General features: G+C 68.0%; 16 protein-coding genes and 1 pseudogene. 9 read left to right on the top strand and 8 right to left on the bottom strand.

The annotated features are described in order from the left end of the window. Positions 1-62: 62 nt before the first annotated feature. The 3 genes from A9X05_RS00500 to bfr form a co-directional block, all read right to left on the bottom strand. Positions 63-557 carry a carboxymuconolactone decarboxylase family protein gene (locus A9X05_RS00500; protein ID WP_067750023.1) on the bottom strand — a complete coding sequence of 165 codons (495 nt, stop codon included), beginning with the start codon at positions 555-557 and terminating at the stop codon, positions 63-65. A gap of 29 nt (positions 558-586) precedes the next feature. Beyond that, a complete protein-coding gene (locus A9X05_RS00495; RefSeq protein ID WP_067778400.1) occupies positions 587-2,659 on the bottom strand; it encodes an MDR family MFS transporter in 2,073 nt (690 codons plus the stop codon). Positions 2,660-2,742: 83 nt separating this feature from the next. Further along, entirely contained in the window at positions 2,743-3,222 is a 480-nt protein-coding gene (gene bfr / locus A9X05_RS00490; protein WP_055405255.1) for a bacterioferritin, read from the bottom strand. A 357-nt stretch (positions 3,223-3,579) separates the two neighbouring features. On the opposite strand from bfr, the gene A9X05_RS00485 reads away from it, so the two are divergent. Further along, positions 3,580-3,765, top strand: a complete 186-nt coding sequence (locus A9X05_RS00485; protein WP_055405246.1) for a bacterioferritin-associated ferredoxin — start codon at positions 3,580-3,582, stop codon at positions 3,763-3,765. A gap of 6 nt (positions 3,766-3,771) precedes the next feature. Here A9X05_RS00485 and A9X05_RS00480 read toward each other — a convergent pair whose 3' ends face one another. From A9X05_RS00480 to A9X05_RS00470, 3 genes are read right to left on the bottom strand one after another with little or no spacing between them, the layout of a single operon-like run. Beyond that, entirely contained in the window at positions 3,772-4,521 is a 750-nt protein-coding gene (locus A9X05_RS00480) for an enoyl-CoA hydratase/isomerase family protein (RefSeq protein ID WP_067750020.1), read from the bottom strand. 18 nt (positions 4,522-4,539) lie between these two features. After that, positions 4,540-4,983 (bottom strand): TIGR03618 family F420-dependent PPOX class oxidoreductase, encoded by a 444-nt coding sequence (locus A9X05_RS00475; RefSeq protein WP_067750019.1) that lies wholly within the window; start codon positions 4,981-4,983, stop codon positions 4,540-4,542. Beyond that, positions 4,980-5,690 carry a hypothetical protein gene (locus A9X05_RS00470; protein WP_067750018.1) on the bottom strand — a complete coding sequence of 237 codons (711 nt, stop codon included), beginning with the start codon at positions 5,688-5,690 and terminating at the stop codon, positions 4,980-4,982. The genes A9X05_RS00475 and A9X05_RS00470 overlap by 4 nt, the downstream gene beginning before the upstream one ends. A 147-nt stretch (positions 5,691-5,837) precedes the next feature. Here A9X05_RS00470 and A9X05_RS32570 point away from each other — a divergent pair. Then, a pseudogene (locus tag A9X05_RS32570) lies at positions 5,838-5,999 on the top strand (PPE domain-containing protein); the annotation flags it as partial. Here A9X05_RS32570 and A9X05_RS00460 read toward each other — a convergent pair. Next, the gene (locus A9X05_RS00460; RefSeq protein ID WP_067750015.1) at positions 5,963-6,952 is read right to left on the bottom strand and encodes a hydrogen peroxide-inducible genes activator; all 990 of its coding nucleotides are present in this window, start codon (positions 6,950-6,952) and stop codon (positions 5,963-5,965) included. The pseudogene A9X05_RS32570 and the gene A9X05_RS00460 overlap by 37 nt on opposite strands. Before the next feature lie 101 nt (positions 6,953-7,053). Between A9X05_RS00460 and A9X05_RS00455 the strand changes: the two genes are divergently transcribed. The 3 genes from A9X05_RS00455 to A9X05_RS00445 are packed head-to-tail and all read left to right on the top strand — an operon-like array spanning position 7,054 to position 9,521. Then, entirely contained in the window at positions 7,054-7,641 is a 588-nt protein-coding gene (locus A9X05_RS00455; protein ID WP_067750011.1) for a peroxiredoxin, read from the top strand. A gap of 28 nt (positions 7,642-7,669) precedes the next feature. Next, positions 7,670-8,206, top strand: coding sequence for an alkyl hydroperoxide reductase (locus A9X05_RS00450; RefSeq protein WP_067750009.1), 537 nt, complete (start codon positions 7,670-7,672; stop codon positions 8,204-8,206). Between the two features lie 4 nt (positions 8,207-8,210). Then, on the top strand, positions 8,211-9,521 hold the full coding sequence (locus tag A9X05_RS00445) for an alpha-amylase family protein (protein ID WP_067750007.1): 1,311 nt from the start codon (positions 8,211-8,213) through the stop codon (positions 9,519-9,521). Here A9X05_RS00445 and A9X05_RS00440 read toward each other — a convergent pair. Next, positions 9,507-9,944: a DUF1810 domain-containing protein gene (locus A9X05_RS00440; RefSeq protein ID WP_067750005.1), complete on the bottom strand. Its 438-nt coding sequence runs from the start codon at positions 9,942-9,944 to the stop codon at positions 9,507-9,509. The two genes, A9X05_RS00445 and A9X05_RS00440, sit on opposite strands and share 15 nt — an antisense overlap. Before the next feature lie 25 nt (positions 9,945-9,969). On the opposite strand from A9X05_RS00440, the gene A9X05_RS00435 reads away from it, so the two are divergent. The 4 genes from A9X05_RS00435 to A9X05_RS31865 all read left to right on the top strand — a co-directional run bounded on the left by A9X05_RS00435 (position 9,970) and on the right by A9X05_RS31865 (position 14,870). Further along, on the top strand, positions 9,970-11,226 hold the full coding sequence (locus A9X05_RS00435) for an alpha-hydroxy acid oxidase (RefSeq protein ID WP_197498851.1): 1,257 nt from the start codon (positions 9,970-9,972) through the stop codon (positions 11,224-11,226). A gap of 119 nt (positions 11,227-11,345) precedes the next feature. Beyond that, positions 11,346-13,667: an endopeptidase La gene (gene lon / locus A9X05_RS00430; protein WP_067760799.1), complete on the top strand. Its 2,322-nt coding sequence runs from the start codon at positions 11,346-11,348 to the stop codon at positions 13,665-13,667. A gap of 66 nt (positions 13,668-13,733) precedes the next feature. Then, the gene (locus A9X05_RS00425; protein ID WP_067778398.1) at positions 13,734-14,222 is read left to right on the top strand and encodes a hypothetical protein; all 489 of its coding nucleotides are present in this window, start codon (positions 13,734-13,736) and stop codon (positions 14,220-14,222) included. A 162-nt stretch (positions 14,223-14,384) separates the two neighbouring features. Beyond that, a complete protein-coding gene (locus tag A9X05_RS31865) occupies positions 14,385-14,870 on the top strand; it encodes a hypothetical protein (protein ID WP_067760795.1) in 486 nt (161 codons plus the stop codon). The last annotated feature ends 21 nt before the right edge of the window (positions 14,871-14,891 follow it).

Genomic DNA, 14,891 nt, shown 5'->3' with positions numbered 1-14,891 from the left:
GAGACATAAACCGTTGAGGCGTCTAGCGGCGTGTCCTCGCAGACGTTTATGTGTCGTGGTGGTCAGGCGCGGCTGGGGATCGTCAGCTTGCAGGCTTGGCCGATGTCGAGGGTCCGCAGGACGCGACCCATGCCGACCCACAGGGCGCACGAGAGCGCGAGATCGGCCAGCAATTCGTCGGAGAAGTGCTCGGAGCAACGGCTCCAGAAGTCCTCGTCGTCGCGCAGACCCGTGTGATCGCTGGCGAAGCGGTCCGCGAATTCGGCCGCCAGCCGTTCCTGCTCGCTATAGCCGGGCCAGGTGCGCCACTCCTGTGCGTGGTCGTACAGCTCCTCGTCGACGCCGGCGGCGGGCCCGTCCTCGTCGCGGGTGTTGACGCACACGACGCACTCGTTACGGTGCGCGATCACGGCGCGCGCCAATTCGCGGGTGCGCAGCGGCAACCGGTTCTTGGTGTAGACCGCGTTGCTGAAGCCGCCGAGGGCACCGCCGATGTCGGGGGACTTCACGAACCAGCCGGCCAGGTCGTCGTCAGCAAATGTTCCGATTCGGCTCATGGCGTGATGGTACGCCCGCACCGCCCGTTTCAGGGTGTGGTCGCCGGGATCTTCGTGGTGGGACGGTCGTCGCTCCAGTCCCGTTGCGCGAGAACGCGGCCCGCGACCCGGTTCAGCGCCGCCTCGACCACGCGACGATCCGGTCGCCCGTCGAATCCGGGTGACCGGGCGAGCTTGTCGACCAGCCAGGCCACGAGCAGGGAGTGCACGTAGTCCACCTGCTGGGCGCCCGCGGGTGTCAGCCACATCTGGTCGCCGTCGCCGCGGGCGTACCCCGTGGCGATCAGCCGCGAGAAGGTGGGCTCCAGAACCTCGAACGGTATCCGCAGGTAGTCGGCGATGTCGGTGAGCCGGGCCGTGCCATACATCTGTCCGTAGCGGTTGATGCGCAGGACGCCCCACAGCCCGGCCACGTCGAGCCGGCAGTCGGGTCGCATGGCGATGCTGCGCAATCGCATGCCGGGCACGCCGCGCAGCATGCGCTCGACCGCGCCCTCCAGCATCTGATCCGGGGTCTCGGTGCTGGGCATGCCGAACGCGTCGCCGAGATCGATTGTGCTGTCGTGCATTTCCCGCAGAGGCACCTGGCGCAGGAATAACGCCAGGACGAACCCCACCAGTGCGACCGGAACCGCCCATCCGAACACGTGGGTGAGCGACTCGGAGTAGGCGGCGACGATTGGAGCGGCCTCCTCTCGGGGCAGCCGGTGCAGCGCCTCCGGAGACGCGGCGGCCGCCGCCGGCGCGTGGCCGGCCGCGATAGCCGGGCCGATCCGGCTGTGCAGAAAGTTCGTGAACAGCGAACCGAAGATGGCCGCACCGAACGAGCTGCCGATCGTGCGGAAGAAGGTGACGCCGGAGGTCGCGACGCCCAGGTCGTCGAAGCTCACGGTGTTCTGCACGATCAGGACCAGAGTCTGCATACACATCCCGATCCCGGCGCCGAGGATGACGAGGAACAGCGATTGAACCAACACCGATGTCGACGGGTCCATCCGCGACATCAGGAAGAACGCCACCGCCATGACGGCGGTGCCGGCGACGGGAAAGACTTTGTACCGGCCCGTGCGGCCGACGATGACGCCACTGCCCATCGAGGTGGTCAGCATCCCGATCACCATCGGCAGCGTGCGCAGGCCCGACGTCGTGGCCGAGACGCCGTCGACGAACTGCATGTACGTCGGCAGGAACGTCAGGGCGCCCAGCATCGCGAAGCCGACCACGAAGGACAGGACGCAGCACACCGTGAACACCGGGCTGCCGAACAACCGGGTCGGCAGGATCGGCGCGGCCGCGCGGCTTTCCACCCAGGCGAAGAGGCACAACGCGACCACCGAGCCGGCGAACAGGCCGATGATCGTCGGCGATCCCCACGGGTACGTGGTCCCGCCCCAGCTGGTGGCCAGCGTCAGCCCGGCGGCGCCGAGCCCGACCAAGAGGATGCCGGTGTAGTCGATGACCGGTTTGGTGCGCTCGGACAGCGGCGGGATGGCGGCGGCCGCCACGAAGAAGACCACGACCGAGATCGGCACGTTGATCCAGAACGCCCAGCGCCAGGTGAAGTGGTCGGTGAAGTAGCCGCCGAGCAAGGGACCGATCACGGTGGTGACGCCGAACACGGCGCCCATCGCACCCTGGTAGCGGCCGCGGTCCCGCAGCGGGATCACCTCGCCGATCAGCGCCATGGCGGTCACCATCAGCCCTCCGCCGCCGATGCCCTGCAGCGCCCGCGACGCGACCAGCATGCCCATCGAGCTCGAGAGCCCACACAGCACCGACCCGGCGACGAAGAACACGACGGCCGCCTGGAACACCCGCTTGCGGCCGAACAGGTCACCGAACTTGCCGACGAGGGCGGTGATGATGGTCGAGGCGAGCAGGTAGCTGGTGACAACCCACGATTGATGGCCTGCGCCACCAAGATTGGCGACGATAGTGGGCAACGCGGTCGCCACGATCGTCTGGTCCAGCGCGGCCATCAGCATGCCGAGCAGGATCGCCACGAAGATGAAATTGCGCCGCTGCGGGTCGACCGCGACGTCCGCGGGGCCGGAGTCCGAAGCGCGGCCGGCCGGAGCCGCCGCTGGTGTCGCCCTCGTCATGCCCGCCTTCCCACGGATTTCGATGGTAGTGAGTGCCCACGGTCAACCCGTGGCAACCAAAACCCGCGAAGGCGTGGGCTGTGCTAGCTCGGCGGCCGCGAAACGCACTGCGCGGAGTAGAGCTCCACGCCGAGCTTGTCCATCAGCTCCAGCTGGGTTTCGAGGTAGTCGATGTGCTTTTCCTCGTCCGCGACGATCTCTTCCAGCAGGTTGGCGCTCGTGGTGTCCTGCTTCTCGCGGCACATGATGATGCCGGGCTTGAGCCGGTCCATCACCTCGTATTCGATGGCCAGGTCGGCCTCGAACTGCTCGCGCAGCGTCTGACCGATGCGCAGCGAGAACAGCCGCTGGTAATTGGGCAACCCGTCGAGCAGCAGGATGCGGTCGGTGATCGCCTCGGCGTGCCGCATCTCGTCGAAGGACTCGGCCCGGGTGTGCTCGGCGAGCTCGGTGAAGCCCCAGTTGTCCTGCATCTTGGAGTGCAGGAAGTATTGGTTGATCGCGGTGAGCTCGCCGGTCAACTGCTCGTTGAGCAAGCGCAAAACATCCGGATCCCCTTGCATGATCACTCCCCTACGGTGACGGTCGAAACGGTGGTCATTCCTGGCCTTGGCGGGGTGCGCTGGGCTGCGCGCACCATGCGGGGCCGTAGTCGCACTTTGCCATGCCGAAGTTCAATCTGCCAGCAAGGTATGGCTGTGCTCAGTGTGTGTCCTGCGCCGCCCCCGTGACCGACGTTGCTGGCGACTAAGGTTAGACTGCGCTAACGAACTTAGGTTAGACTCAACTAATATGGCTGTCGGTTCGGCATTTTCTTCGGGAATCCCGTTGACACGGGATGCCGAGAGGGAGGACGAATTGCGCACGCGTGGCCAGGCCGTCGGGCAAGAGAACGTCGCCCGCATGCAAGGGATGCGCTGATGTACGTATGCCTGTGTGTCGGCGTGACCAACCACACGGTGTCCGAGGTGGTCGCGCGCGGCGCCTCCACCTCGAAAGAGGTCATGGCCGCGTGCGGGGCCGGGGGCGACTGCGGCCGTTGCAGGCGAACGCTGCGGGCGATCATCGCCGCGTCGGCGAACCTCGAGGCCGCCCCGTCGCGTTAGCCGGCGTCAGCGTTTGTTGAAGTCCGCCAGCGCCGCGGCGTTGGCCTGGGCACCCATCAGCTCGGCGAAGTGAGCGTTTTCCCGCGCAGTGGCCGCCGCGATCTCGGGCCGGACCGGCTCCACGATCGTGTGCTTGACCGCCATCAGGCTCGAAATGGGGCGGCTGGCAAGGATTTCCGCGTGCCGACGGGCTTCGGGCAGCAGATCGTCGGGCTCGCAGACCCGCCATACCAGACCCATCCGCAACGCCTCGTCGGCATCCACCCACTCCGAAGACATCAGCAGCCATGCGGCGTTCTGCCGGCCCACCAGTTGCGGCAGCAGGTATGACGACGCCGCCTCCGGCGCCACCCCCAGGCTGGTGAAGGGGCACTTCAGCCGGGCGGTCGATGACATGAATGCCAGGTCGGCGTAGCCGAGGATGGTGGCGCCGATGCCCACCCCGACGCCGTTGACCGCGCAGATGAGCGGCTTGGGGAACGCACTGAGGGCATCGATCAGGCCGATGAAGCCGTGCTTGCCCGGCGTGAAGTCCGGATCGGTGATGCGGGCCTGCATCTCGGCGAGATCGGTTCCGGCGCTGAAGCCGCGGCCCGCGCCGGTCAACAGCACCACGGCGACCTCGGGATCCTCGGCCGCGGCCAACAGCGCCTCCGCGGTGGCGTCGTACAGTGCCTCGTTGAACGCGTTCAGCGCCTCGGGCCGGTTCAGCGTGAGGGTGCGCACCCGCTTGTCGTCATCGATCTGCAGCGTCACGGCTGCAGCCTAACCAGGTCAGCCGTTGCTGTAGACGCGGGTGGGCGCGATCAGCACAACCGCGCGCCGCTCCCGGGCCATGACGCGGTCGTACTCGTCCCAGTCGTCGTGCGTGCCGCCCGCGGCGGTGAAGACATCGCGGAGCAAGAGTCGCAGCTGGTCGTCCGTGGTCAGCCAGGGCTGGGCGTCCTCCGGGCCGGCCAGCTCCGCGCGGCCCTCGACGGTCGCCCATTGCCAGCCCTTGCGGAAGGTGACCGCCAGCTGGGGCCGCGCGCGCAGGTTGGCCAGCTTGACCTTGCCGTAGGTGGTGAAGCCCAACGCCTCCTGGCCGGTCGCGGGATGCGGCAACAGGCCGACGTTGACCAGCGACGCCTGCACCGTCGCGTCGGCGCGAACCGTGGAGACGACCGCCAGGCCACTTTCCGCCGCGGCCAGGGCCGTGGCGTCGCGCAGAGATGTCATGTGGGTTCCTCGATGAACGGTGTCTTGAAGACGTAGCGGCTGGTGGGGACGGTGTCGATGTTCTCGTTGGCGCCGAACGCCGTGGTGCTGGCGACCATTCGGCCCAAGCGGTCCTGCAGGTCCTTGTCGTCGGCGGCACCGAAGAACGCCTTGAGATCGGTGATCGCCTCCGCGGGGAACAACTCCTCGACGATGCCCGCGATTCCCGGCGCGCCCGGGGTGAGGGCACGCACCACCCAGTTCTGGGTGTAGCCGAAGGTCGACTGCGTCTCGATGGCCACCGAGGTGTGGTCGCGCTGCCACCGGTTCAGCCAGCTCACCTGGTCGAGGGCCTCGGGCCGGCGCAGCAACGCGATGTTGGCCAAACCCGTTGTGCGCGAACCCGGCTCGGTGCTGGGCCCTTTCAGCGGCACCGATTCGGTGACGAGGTACGCGGCGAGTTGGTCGCATTCGGCGGACAGCAGGTCGAGGGCCGCGGTCATCTGCTCGCCGTAGCACTGCTGCGTCCACATGCTCACCACCGCGCCGACGGGCGGGTCCAGCGTCGTCAGCGTCATCAGCGAATGGCGCACCGCGTCGTCGCGCACGTTGACCGACAGCCCGGGCAAACCCAGGTCCAATAGCGCGTCGGCGACCGGTCCCCGCTGGCGGGCACACCAATCGTCGCCGAAATCCGCCGTCCTGAGCACCGCGATCACCTTTTCCATAGGCAGAACCTACAGCCGCGCTCTGGGCGCAATGCAGTAGTCGTTCCCTAGTCGGGACGAAAAGTGCAGTAGTGCGTCCCGGACCGTTTTTCGTCGTTTCGGTCGACGATGGTCGGCGACCGCGCCGGCCGACGAGAGCAAGGATTCATGGACTTTTGGTCGTTGCCCCCGGAGGTCAACTCGGGGTTGATGTATGCGGGCCCGGGGTCGGGGCCGCTGTTGGCCGCGGCAACCGGCGCGCCGGGCCTCGCGGGAACCGCGGGCATCCAATCTCAGCTCAACGTCGACGCCCTGATGGACGCGCTGGCCACCGCCGCCGAGTGACGCTCTTTGACCAACCGCACCCGCTGTTCGCCGCCGATCGACTCTCCGATGATGGCGGCCAGCCGCCGATAGGATTCGTCGCGGCCGCTCGACGACCGGAACACCAGCCCGATGCGCCGGCCCGGGCGTGGATTCGCAAACTGCGCCAGCCCGAGCCGGCTGCGTGCCGCCTCGACGGGCGCGGCGCTCTGCGGAATCAGCGTCACCCCCAGCCCGCCCGTCACGCACTGCACCGCGGTGGCCAGCGATGCTGCCCGGGTGTCCGCGAGTTCGGCTCGCACACCGGCCTTTTGGCAGACATCCAGGGCTTGATCGCGCAGGCAGTGGCCCTCGTCCAGCAGTAGCAACGGCAAATCCGCCAGCGCCGACGCCGGCACCCGGCGCTTGCCGGACAGCGGGTGCCCCGGCGGCACCGCGAGCAGAAAGTCCTCGTCGTAGATCGGGACCTCGGTGAGTCCGGTTGCGTCGGCGGGCAGCGCGATCAGGGCGGCGTCCAGGGACCCCCCGCGCAATGCGGTGAGCAGGCGTTCGGTCTGGTCCTCGATCACCCGCAGGGTCAGCGCGGTTAGGCGATCGGCGACGCCGGCCAGCACGGTGGGCAGCACGTAGGGCGCTACCGTGGGGATCATGCCCAGCCGCAGGGTGCCCTGCAGTGGGTCCGACGTTCCCGTTGCGGCGGCCGCGAACGCCTCCGCCGCTTCGACCACGGCCTGGGCGCGCGGCAGCAGTTGCGTACCTTCGGGTGTCAACAGGACACGCCGCGTCGAGCGCTCGACGAGCTGGGTTCCCAGCCCGGTTTCCAGCGCCGCCAGCGCCTGTGACAGTGTGGACTGGCTGACGCCGAGAGATGTTGCGGCGCTGCTGAATTGGCGCCTTTCGGCGACCGCGACGAAGGCGCGCAGGCCGGCGATAGTCGGCTGATAACTCTTATCGGGCATGCCTATAAGTGTAGTGGGAAATATCACCTTTACTTCAGACAGGGTATGCGGGCAACATGACAGGGAAAGCTAATCTTGAGTAAATCCAAATTAGGAGAGCCATGCCTTTGCTGACCATCGGCGACCAATTCCCCGCCTACGAGCTCACCGCCCTGATCGCGGGCGATCTGTCCAAGGTCGACGCCAAGCAGCCCGAGGACTACTTCACCACCGTCACCAGCGAGGACCACGAAGGCAAGTGGCGCGTTGTGTTCTTCTGGCCCAAGGACTTCACCTTCGTGTGCCCGACCGAGATTGCCGCGTTCGGCAAGCTCAACGACGAGTTCGCCGACCGCGACGCGCAGGTGCTGGGCGTCTCGATCGACAGCGAGTTCGTGCACTTCAACTGGCGGGCCCAGCACGAGGACCTGAAGAAGCTGCCGTTCCCCATGCTGTCCGACATCAAGCGGGAGCTGAGCCTGGCCACCGGCGTTCTGAACGCCGATGGCGTCGCCGACCGGGCCACCTTCCTGGTGGACCCCAACAACGAGATCCAGTTCGTTTCGGTCACCGCCGGATCGGTGGGCCGCAACGTGGAGGAAGTGCTGCGGGTGCTCGACGCGCTGCAGTCCGACGAGCTGTGCGCCTGCAACTGGCGCAAGGGCGACCCGACGCTGAACGCCACCGAGCTGCTCAAGGCCTCGGCGTAATCACCTAGGGTCTGATCAGGGAGGCGAGATGAGCGTAGAAAACCTCAAGGAGGCGCTGCCCGAGTACGCCAAGGACCTCAAGCTGAACCTGGGCTCTATCACGCGCACCACGGAGCTCAACGAGGAACAGCTGTGGGGCACCCTGCTGGCGAGCGCCGCGGCGACTCGGAACACCCAGGTGATCAGCGAGATCGGCGCCGAGGCGGCCGACGTCCTGTCGGCCGAGGCGTACAACGCGGCGCTGGGGGCCGCGTCGATCATGGGCATGAACAACGTGTTCTACCGGGGCCGCGGCTTCCTCGACGGGAAGTACGACGATCTGCGCGCGGGATTGCGGATGAACATCATCGCCAATCCCGGTGTGGAGAAGGCAAACTTCGAGCTGTGGTGTTTCGCGGTGTCGTCGATCAACGGATGCCCGGACTGCGTGGCCGCCCACGAGCACACGCTGCGCGAGGCGGGCGTGAGTCGCGAGACCATCCAGGAGGCGCTGAAGGCCGCGGCCATCATCTCCGGCGTGGCGCAAGCGATCGTCGCCTCCCAAACGCTGGCCACCGTCGGCTGACGCGGTGACGGAACCAGCCTGGGTAGAACACGCGATCTGGTGGCAGGTCTATCCGCTGGGGTTCGTCGGCGCCTTTCCCGCGTCGTCGGAGCCGCCGCAACCGGGCGAACACCGGCTGCGGCGGCTCGTCGACTGGTTCGACCACGCCATCGCCCTGGGGGCGTCGGGCGTTGCGCTGGGGCCGATATTCGCCTCGCGCACACACGGTTACGACACCACCGACCATTACCGCATTGACCCGCGGCTGGGTGACGACGCCGATTTCGACCACCTCGTCGCCGAGGCCCGCCGCCGCGGCCTGCGCATCCTGCTCGACGGCGTGTTCAACCACGTCGGCGTGGATTTCCCGCGCTACCAGGAGGCTTCGCACGATGACGCGGCCGCGCGCTGGTTCCGCGGACGCCCCGGCGCCTTTCACACCTTCGAGGGCCACTCCGAGCTGATCACGCTCAACCACGACAACCCCGAGGTCGTCGACTACACCGCGGATGTGATGGCGCACTGGCTGGGGCGCGGCGCCGACGGCTGGCGCCTCGACGCGGCTTACACGGTGCCGGAACGCTTTTGGGCGGCCACGCTGCCGCGGGTTCGCGAGCGCTTCCCGGATTCCTGGTTCGTCGGTGAGCTCATCCACGGCGACTACGCCGCGGTGGTGCGCGCCGCCACGTTCGACTCGGCCACCCAATACGAGCTGTGGAAGGCGATCTGGAGCAGCCTCAACGACGGCAACTTCTTCGAGTTGGACTGGGCGTTGCAGCGGCACGCCGAGTTCCTGGCCGGCTTCGCACCGCTGACCTTCATCGGCAACCACGACGTCACCCGCATCGCCAGCCGCCTCGAACGTCCTGAGCACGTCGCGCACGCGCTGGTGATCCTGCTGACCGTCGGCGGCGTGCCCAGCGTGTACGCGGGCGACGAATTGGGCTTCCGCGGCGTCAAGGAAGAACGTTACGGCGGCGACGATGCCGTGCGACCCGAATTCGGCTCGCCCCCAATGCAACTGGATAGGTTCGGCACCGATATGTGGGCGTTGCACCAGTTCCTCGTAGGGTTGCGCCGCCGCCACCCGTGGCTGCACCGGGCGACGACGAGCGCGCTGCGGCTGGAAAACCGGCACTACATCTACGAGACCCGCAGCGGCGACGACGCGCTGCTGGTCGCGCTCAACATCGGCGACGAACCGATGCGGGTGGCGGCCTCGGAGCTGGGCACCGCCCACCGGCGGGTCATCGGCGGGTCCGCCGCGCCGCCCCAGGAGGTCCTCGACGCGGTGGTCGTCGAGCCGCACGGCTGGCGGATCCTAAGCTCGGGCTAGGCGCTCCAGCGTGAGACGGTCCTGCCGGCCGTCGTAGTACTTGTCGAGCAGCGCGACGAAATCCTCGTTTTCTTCCGTCGCGTGTGCGAACAGCGTCATCGACGAGCGAAGTTTGAGGTCGTCGGGCGAGCCGAAAATGTCGCCGACCGATCGGCCCTGCACCTCGTTGACCAGCCGCGCGCATTCGCGCAGTCGCGGCCCGAGCAGATCGTGGCGCAGGTACGCGCGGGCCTCGTCGAGCGACGAGATGCCGTAGTGCACCGCGGTGGGGCTGCCGCCCAGACCGCGCAACTGCGGGAAGACGAACCACATCCAGTGGCTGCGTTTCCGCCCGGACCGCAGCTCTTCGACCACGTTGCGGTACACCGGGGCCTGCGCGTCGATGAAGCGCTGGAGGTCGAAGGGGTCGCTCTCCGGTTCCATGTGACTACGGTTGCACACTGTGGAATTGAAAAGACGGAAGGCCGTCCGACGACGAGTGCCCAAGGTGCGCGACCTCGCGCCGCTGATCAAGTTCAAGCGTCCGCAGTTCGACGCGACCAAGCGCCGCCTCGACGCCGCGTACACCATTTACGATCTGCGACGCATCGCCAAACGGCGCACGCCCAAGGCGGCATTCGACTACACCGACGGGGCCGCCGACGACGAGCTGTCCATCGCGCGGGCCCGACAGGCTTTCCGCGACATCGAGTTTCACCCGACCATCCTGCGCGACGTCTCCAATGTGACCGCCGGATGGAACGTCCTCGGTCAACCGGTCGTGCTGCCGTTCGGCATCGCGCCCACCGGATTCACCCGGCTGATGCACACCGAGGGCGAGATCGCCGGCGCCCGGGCGGCCGCGCGGGCGGGGATCCCGTTCTCGCTCTCCACGCTGGGCACCACGGCGATCGAAGACCTGGTGACCGCTGTTCCCCAGGGGCGCAAGTGGTTTCAGCTTTACATGTGGCGCGACCGCGACCGCTCGATGGCGCTGGTGAAGCGCGCGGCCGACGCGGGGTTCGACACCCTGCTGGCCACCGTCGACGTCCCGGTCGCGGGCGCGCGGCTACGTGACAACCGCAACGGAATGACCATCCCGCCGACGCTGACGCTGCGCACCGTGCTGGACGCGGTGCCGCACCCGAAGTGGTGGTTCGACCTGCTGACCACCGAGCCGCTGTCCTTCGCATCGCTGGATCGCTGGTCGGGCACCGTCGGCGAGTACCTCAGCACGATGTTCGACCCCAGCCTGACCTTCGACGACCTCGAGTGGATCAAGGCTCAGTGGCCGGGCAAGTTGGTGGTCAAGGGCATCCAGACGCTCGAGGACGCCCGCGCCGTCGTCGATCGCGGCGTCGACGGCCTCGTCTTGTCGAATCATGGGGGGCGGCAACTGGATCGGGCCCCGGTACCCTTTCACCTGCTGCCCACCGTGGCCCGTGAGCTGGGCAAGCACACCGAGATCCTGGTCGACACCGGCATCATGTCGGGCGCCGACATCGTCGCGGCGATCGCGCTGGGTGCGCGGTGCACGCTGATCGGGCGCGCCTACCTGTACGGGCTGATGGCCGGTGGCGAGGCGGGGGTGACCCGCGCCATCGAGATCCTCCAGAGCGGGATCATCCGGACGATGGGGCTTCTCGGTGTCACCTGCCTCGAAGAGCTTTCGCCACAGCACGTGACCCAATTGCGGCGGTTCGGGCCCATTTCGCCGCCAGCGTAACGGCGGCGCACCCGCGTCCCGAACGTGCGGCTGGCCGCACGCTCGTGGCGAAACCACGCCCGGGAACAAACCGGCACCGGGCTGGGTTGAGCGCATCAGACTCAGATTTTGGAGGATTGATGGCTGAAGCCAAATCGGTGCCGGTGCTGTTCGTCACTGACACCATCGTGTTGCCCGGAATGGTCGTGCCGATCGCGCTCGACGACACCGCGCGCGCGGCGATCGACGCCGCTCAGGCGAGCGAATCGGGGCAGCTGCTGATCGCGCCCCGGCTCGACGACCGCTACCCGTCGCACGGTGTGATCGCGAAGATCCTGCAGGTCGGCCGCATCGCGGGCGGGGGCACCGCGGCCGTGGTCCGCGGCGAACGCAGGGCGCAGATCGGGACCGGAGCGTCCGGGCCCGGCGCGGCGCTGTGGGTCGAGGTGACCGAGGTCCCCGAGGCGGAGACGACGGACGAGATCAAGGCGCTGACAGCGGAGTACAAGAAGCTGCTGCTGGCCATGCTGCAGCGGCGCGAGGCCTGGGAGATCATCGACTACGTCAACCGGCTGACCGACCCGTCGGCCCTGGCGGACACCTCCGGGTACGCGTCCTACCTGTCCAGCGAGCAGAAGCGGCAGCTGGTCGAGACCGTCGACGTCGCCGAGCGGTTGCGGGTCCTGATCGACTGGACCAGCGCCCACCTGGCGGAGGTCGAGGTCAACGACAAGATCGCCGAGGACGTGCGCGAGGGCATGGAGAAAACGCAGAAGGAGTTCCTGCTGCGCCAGCAGCTGGCGGCCATCCGCAAGGAACTCGGGGAAGGCGAGCCCGACGGCTCCGATGACTACCGGGCGCGTGTCGAGGCCGCGGAGTTGCCCGAGAAGGTGCGGGAGGCCGCGCTGCGTGAGGTCGGCAAGCTGGAACGGTCAAGCGACCAGAGCCCGGAGAGCGGCTGGATCCGCACCTGGCTGGACACCGTGCTCGACCTGCCCTGGAACGTCAGGACCGAGGACTCGACGGATCTGAAGGCCGCGCGCGGCGTTCTGGACGCCGACCACCACGGGCTGGACGACGTCAAAGACCGCATCGTCGAGTACCTGGCCGTGCGGGCCCGCCGCGCTCAGCGCGGGCTGCAGGTGGTCGGCGGCCGCGGCTCCGGCGCGGTGATGGTGCTGGCCGGTCCCCCCGGCGTCGGCAAGACGTCGCTGGGCGAGAGCGTCGCCAGGGCGCTGGGCCGCAAGTTCGTGCGCGTCGCCCTGGGCGGTGTGCGCGACGAGGCCGAGATCCGCGGACACCGCCGCACCTATGTGGGCGCGCTGCCGGGCCGGATCGTGCGGGCGATCGGCGAGGCCGGGACCATGAATCCCGTTGTGCTGCTGGACGAAATCGACAAGGTCGGATCCGACTATCGGGGCGACCCGAGCGCTGCGCTGCTCGAGGTGCTCGACCCGGCGCAGAACCACACGTTCCGCGACCACTACCTGGATCTGGACCTGGACCTGTCCGATGTGGTGTTCCTGGCCACCGCCAACGTGATCGAGAACATCCCGTCGGCCCTGCTGGACCGCATGGAGCTGGTGGCTATCGACGGCTACACCGAGGACGACAAGGTCGCCATCGCGCGGGACTACCTGCTGCCACGGCAGCGGGAGCGGGCGGCGCTGACCGAGGACGAGGTGACGCTGACCGACGCCGCGTTGCGCAAGATCGCCGCCGATTACACGCGGGAGCCCGGCGTGCGGCAGTTCGAGCGGCTGCTGGCCAAGGCACTCCGCAAGGTGACCACCAAGCTGGCCGAGGCCCCCGAGCCGATCACGATCGACGAGCCGGATCTGGTCGACTACCTGGGTCGTCCGCGGTTCACCCCGGAATCGGCCGAACGCACGGCCGTGCCGGGCGTGGCCACCGGCCTGGCCGTCACGGGCCTGGGCGGCGACGTGCTCTACATCGAAGCCGGCGCAACGGACGGCGAGGCGGGCTTGCAGCTCACCGGTCAGTTGGGTGACGTGATGAAGGAGTCGGCGCAGATCGCGCTGTCCTACGTGCGCTCCCACGCCACCGAGCTGGGCGTCGACCCCAAGGCCCTGGACCGGCGCATTCACGTCCACGTGCCCGCCGGCGCGGTGCCCAAGGACGGCCCGTCGGCCGGCGTCACCATGGTGACCGCCCTGGTGTCGATGGCCACCGGACGGCAGGTCCGCTCAGATGTCGGCATGACCGGCGAGGTCACGCTGAACGGCCGGGTGTTGCCGATCGGCGGCGTGAAGCAGAAGTTGCTGGCGGCCCAGCGGGCCGGCCTCTCGACCGTCTTCATCCCGTCGCGCAACGAGCCGGATCTGGATGACGTGCCGGCCGAGGTGCTCGGCGCGCTCAACGTGCGGCCGATGACCGATGTCGCCGACATCGTTGCTCAGGCGCTGGAACCGGTCGCGCAGACCGCGACGGCCGCCGCTTGAGCTGAGCTTGGCCGGGATGCGCAGCAAACTCGCGCGCATCCCGGCCAACCGCGTTAAGGTCCGTGAATGGCTGTGATCTTGCGAAGGTTGCTACGCATTGGCAACCTTCCCGCCGACATGAGAGCAGAGGTCGAACCGGAGGGGATCCTCCTGCTGGCCGAATACGTCCCCGTCACCTTCCGGTTCGGCGGCTCGGTGCCGGGGCTCGTTTCCAAGGGCAGCGTCCGCAGTTACGTCGGCTCCCTCGTGCTCACCTCCCAGCGGGTGCTCGGCACGCTGTCCACGGTGCCCAAGCTCGCCGGGCGGGCCATCGACCAGCGCTGGGATGCTCCGCAGGAGGGCCCGGTTGGAGCCGAGATCTCGTCGACCGGAATAGCGGTCAACGTCGACGTCGGCCAGGTCGATCCCGCCTTCTCGGGTCCGCTGTCGCTGCACTACAAGACGGCGATTCCGGAGCCGGTGCTGACCACCCTCCCCCGTCGGTCGCTGAGTTTCTCGGTCCCGCGTGAATGGGTGTTGCGCGCCGTCGGCGTTCCCGCCCCCCGGCCTGCGTGAGGCCAGCAAATACGGCGAAGAGGTTTTCGACGTCCGACACCCGGGTATCTGCGGGGTTGGAGGTTCGACTGCCCGATGAGGGCGGTGGGGTGAGCGAATCACCAAGTCAATTGGTTCAGCTGCTGTTCAGGCAGCCAAACTGCTCGACAAGGGGGTTCACTGATGAATCTGAGCAAAATCACAGCCGGCACAATCATGGCCGGAACCATTACGTCCGCGGCGCTCGGCATCGGCGCCGGCATCGCACAAGCCGGCCCGGATGGCCCGAATGTGCCGAATCCGGGCATTCCGGGTCCGAACGTCCCGGGCGGCGACCGGGATGACCTGCCGGGCCAGCATGTGCCGGGACAGCCGATCTGTAACCCCGGCGCGCCGGGCGTCAACTGCAACGCGCCTGGCAGCCCGCTTCCCCCGGGACACGACAACTTCCCGCCGCCGGGGCACTACAACGACCCGGGCCGCTACGGCCTACCGGCCACCTGGGTCCCGCCAGTGGGTGACCCGGACGGAGCCCAGCTTCCGGTCGTGTTCAACCCTGACCTCGGTCAGTGGGGCGTCCAGACGTCTACCGGGTTCCAGGCGTACACACCCGTCGGCGGTGCCAACGCCGGCGGCAGCGTCGGCGGAAACGTCGGCTCTCCGCGTTAAAATCCGGTAGCTAACGACGTG

The organism is Mycobacterium sp. E3298 (assembly GCF_001666895.1).
Lineage (GTDB): Bacteria > Actinomycetota > Actinomycetes > Mycobacteriales > Mycobacteriaceae > Mycobacterium.
This window is presented reverse-complemented; position numbering and strand designations above follow the sequence as displayed.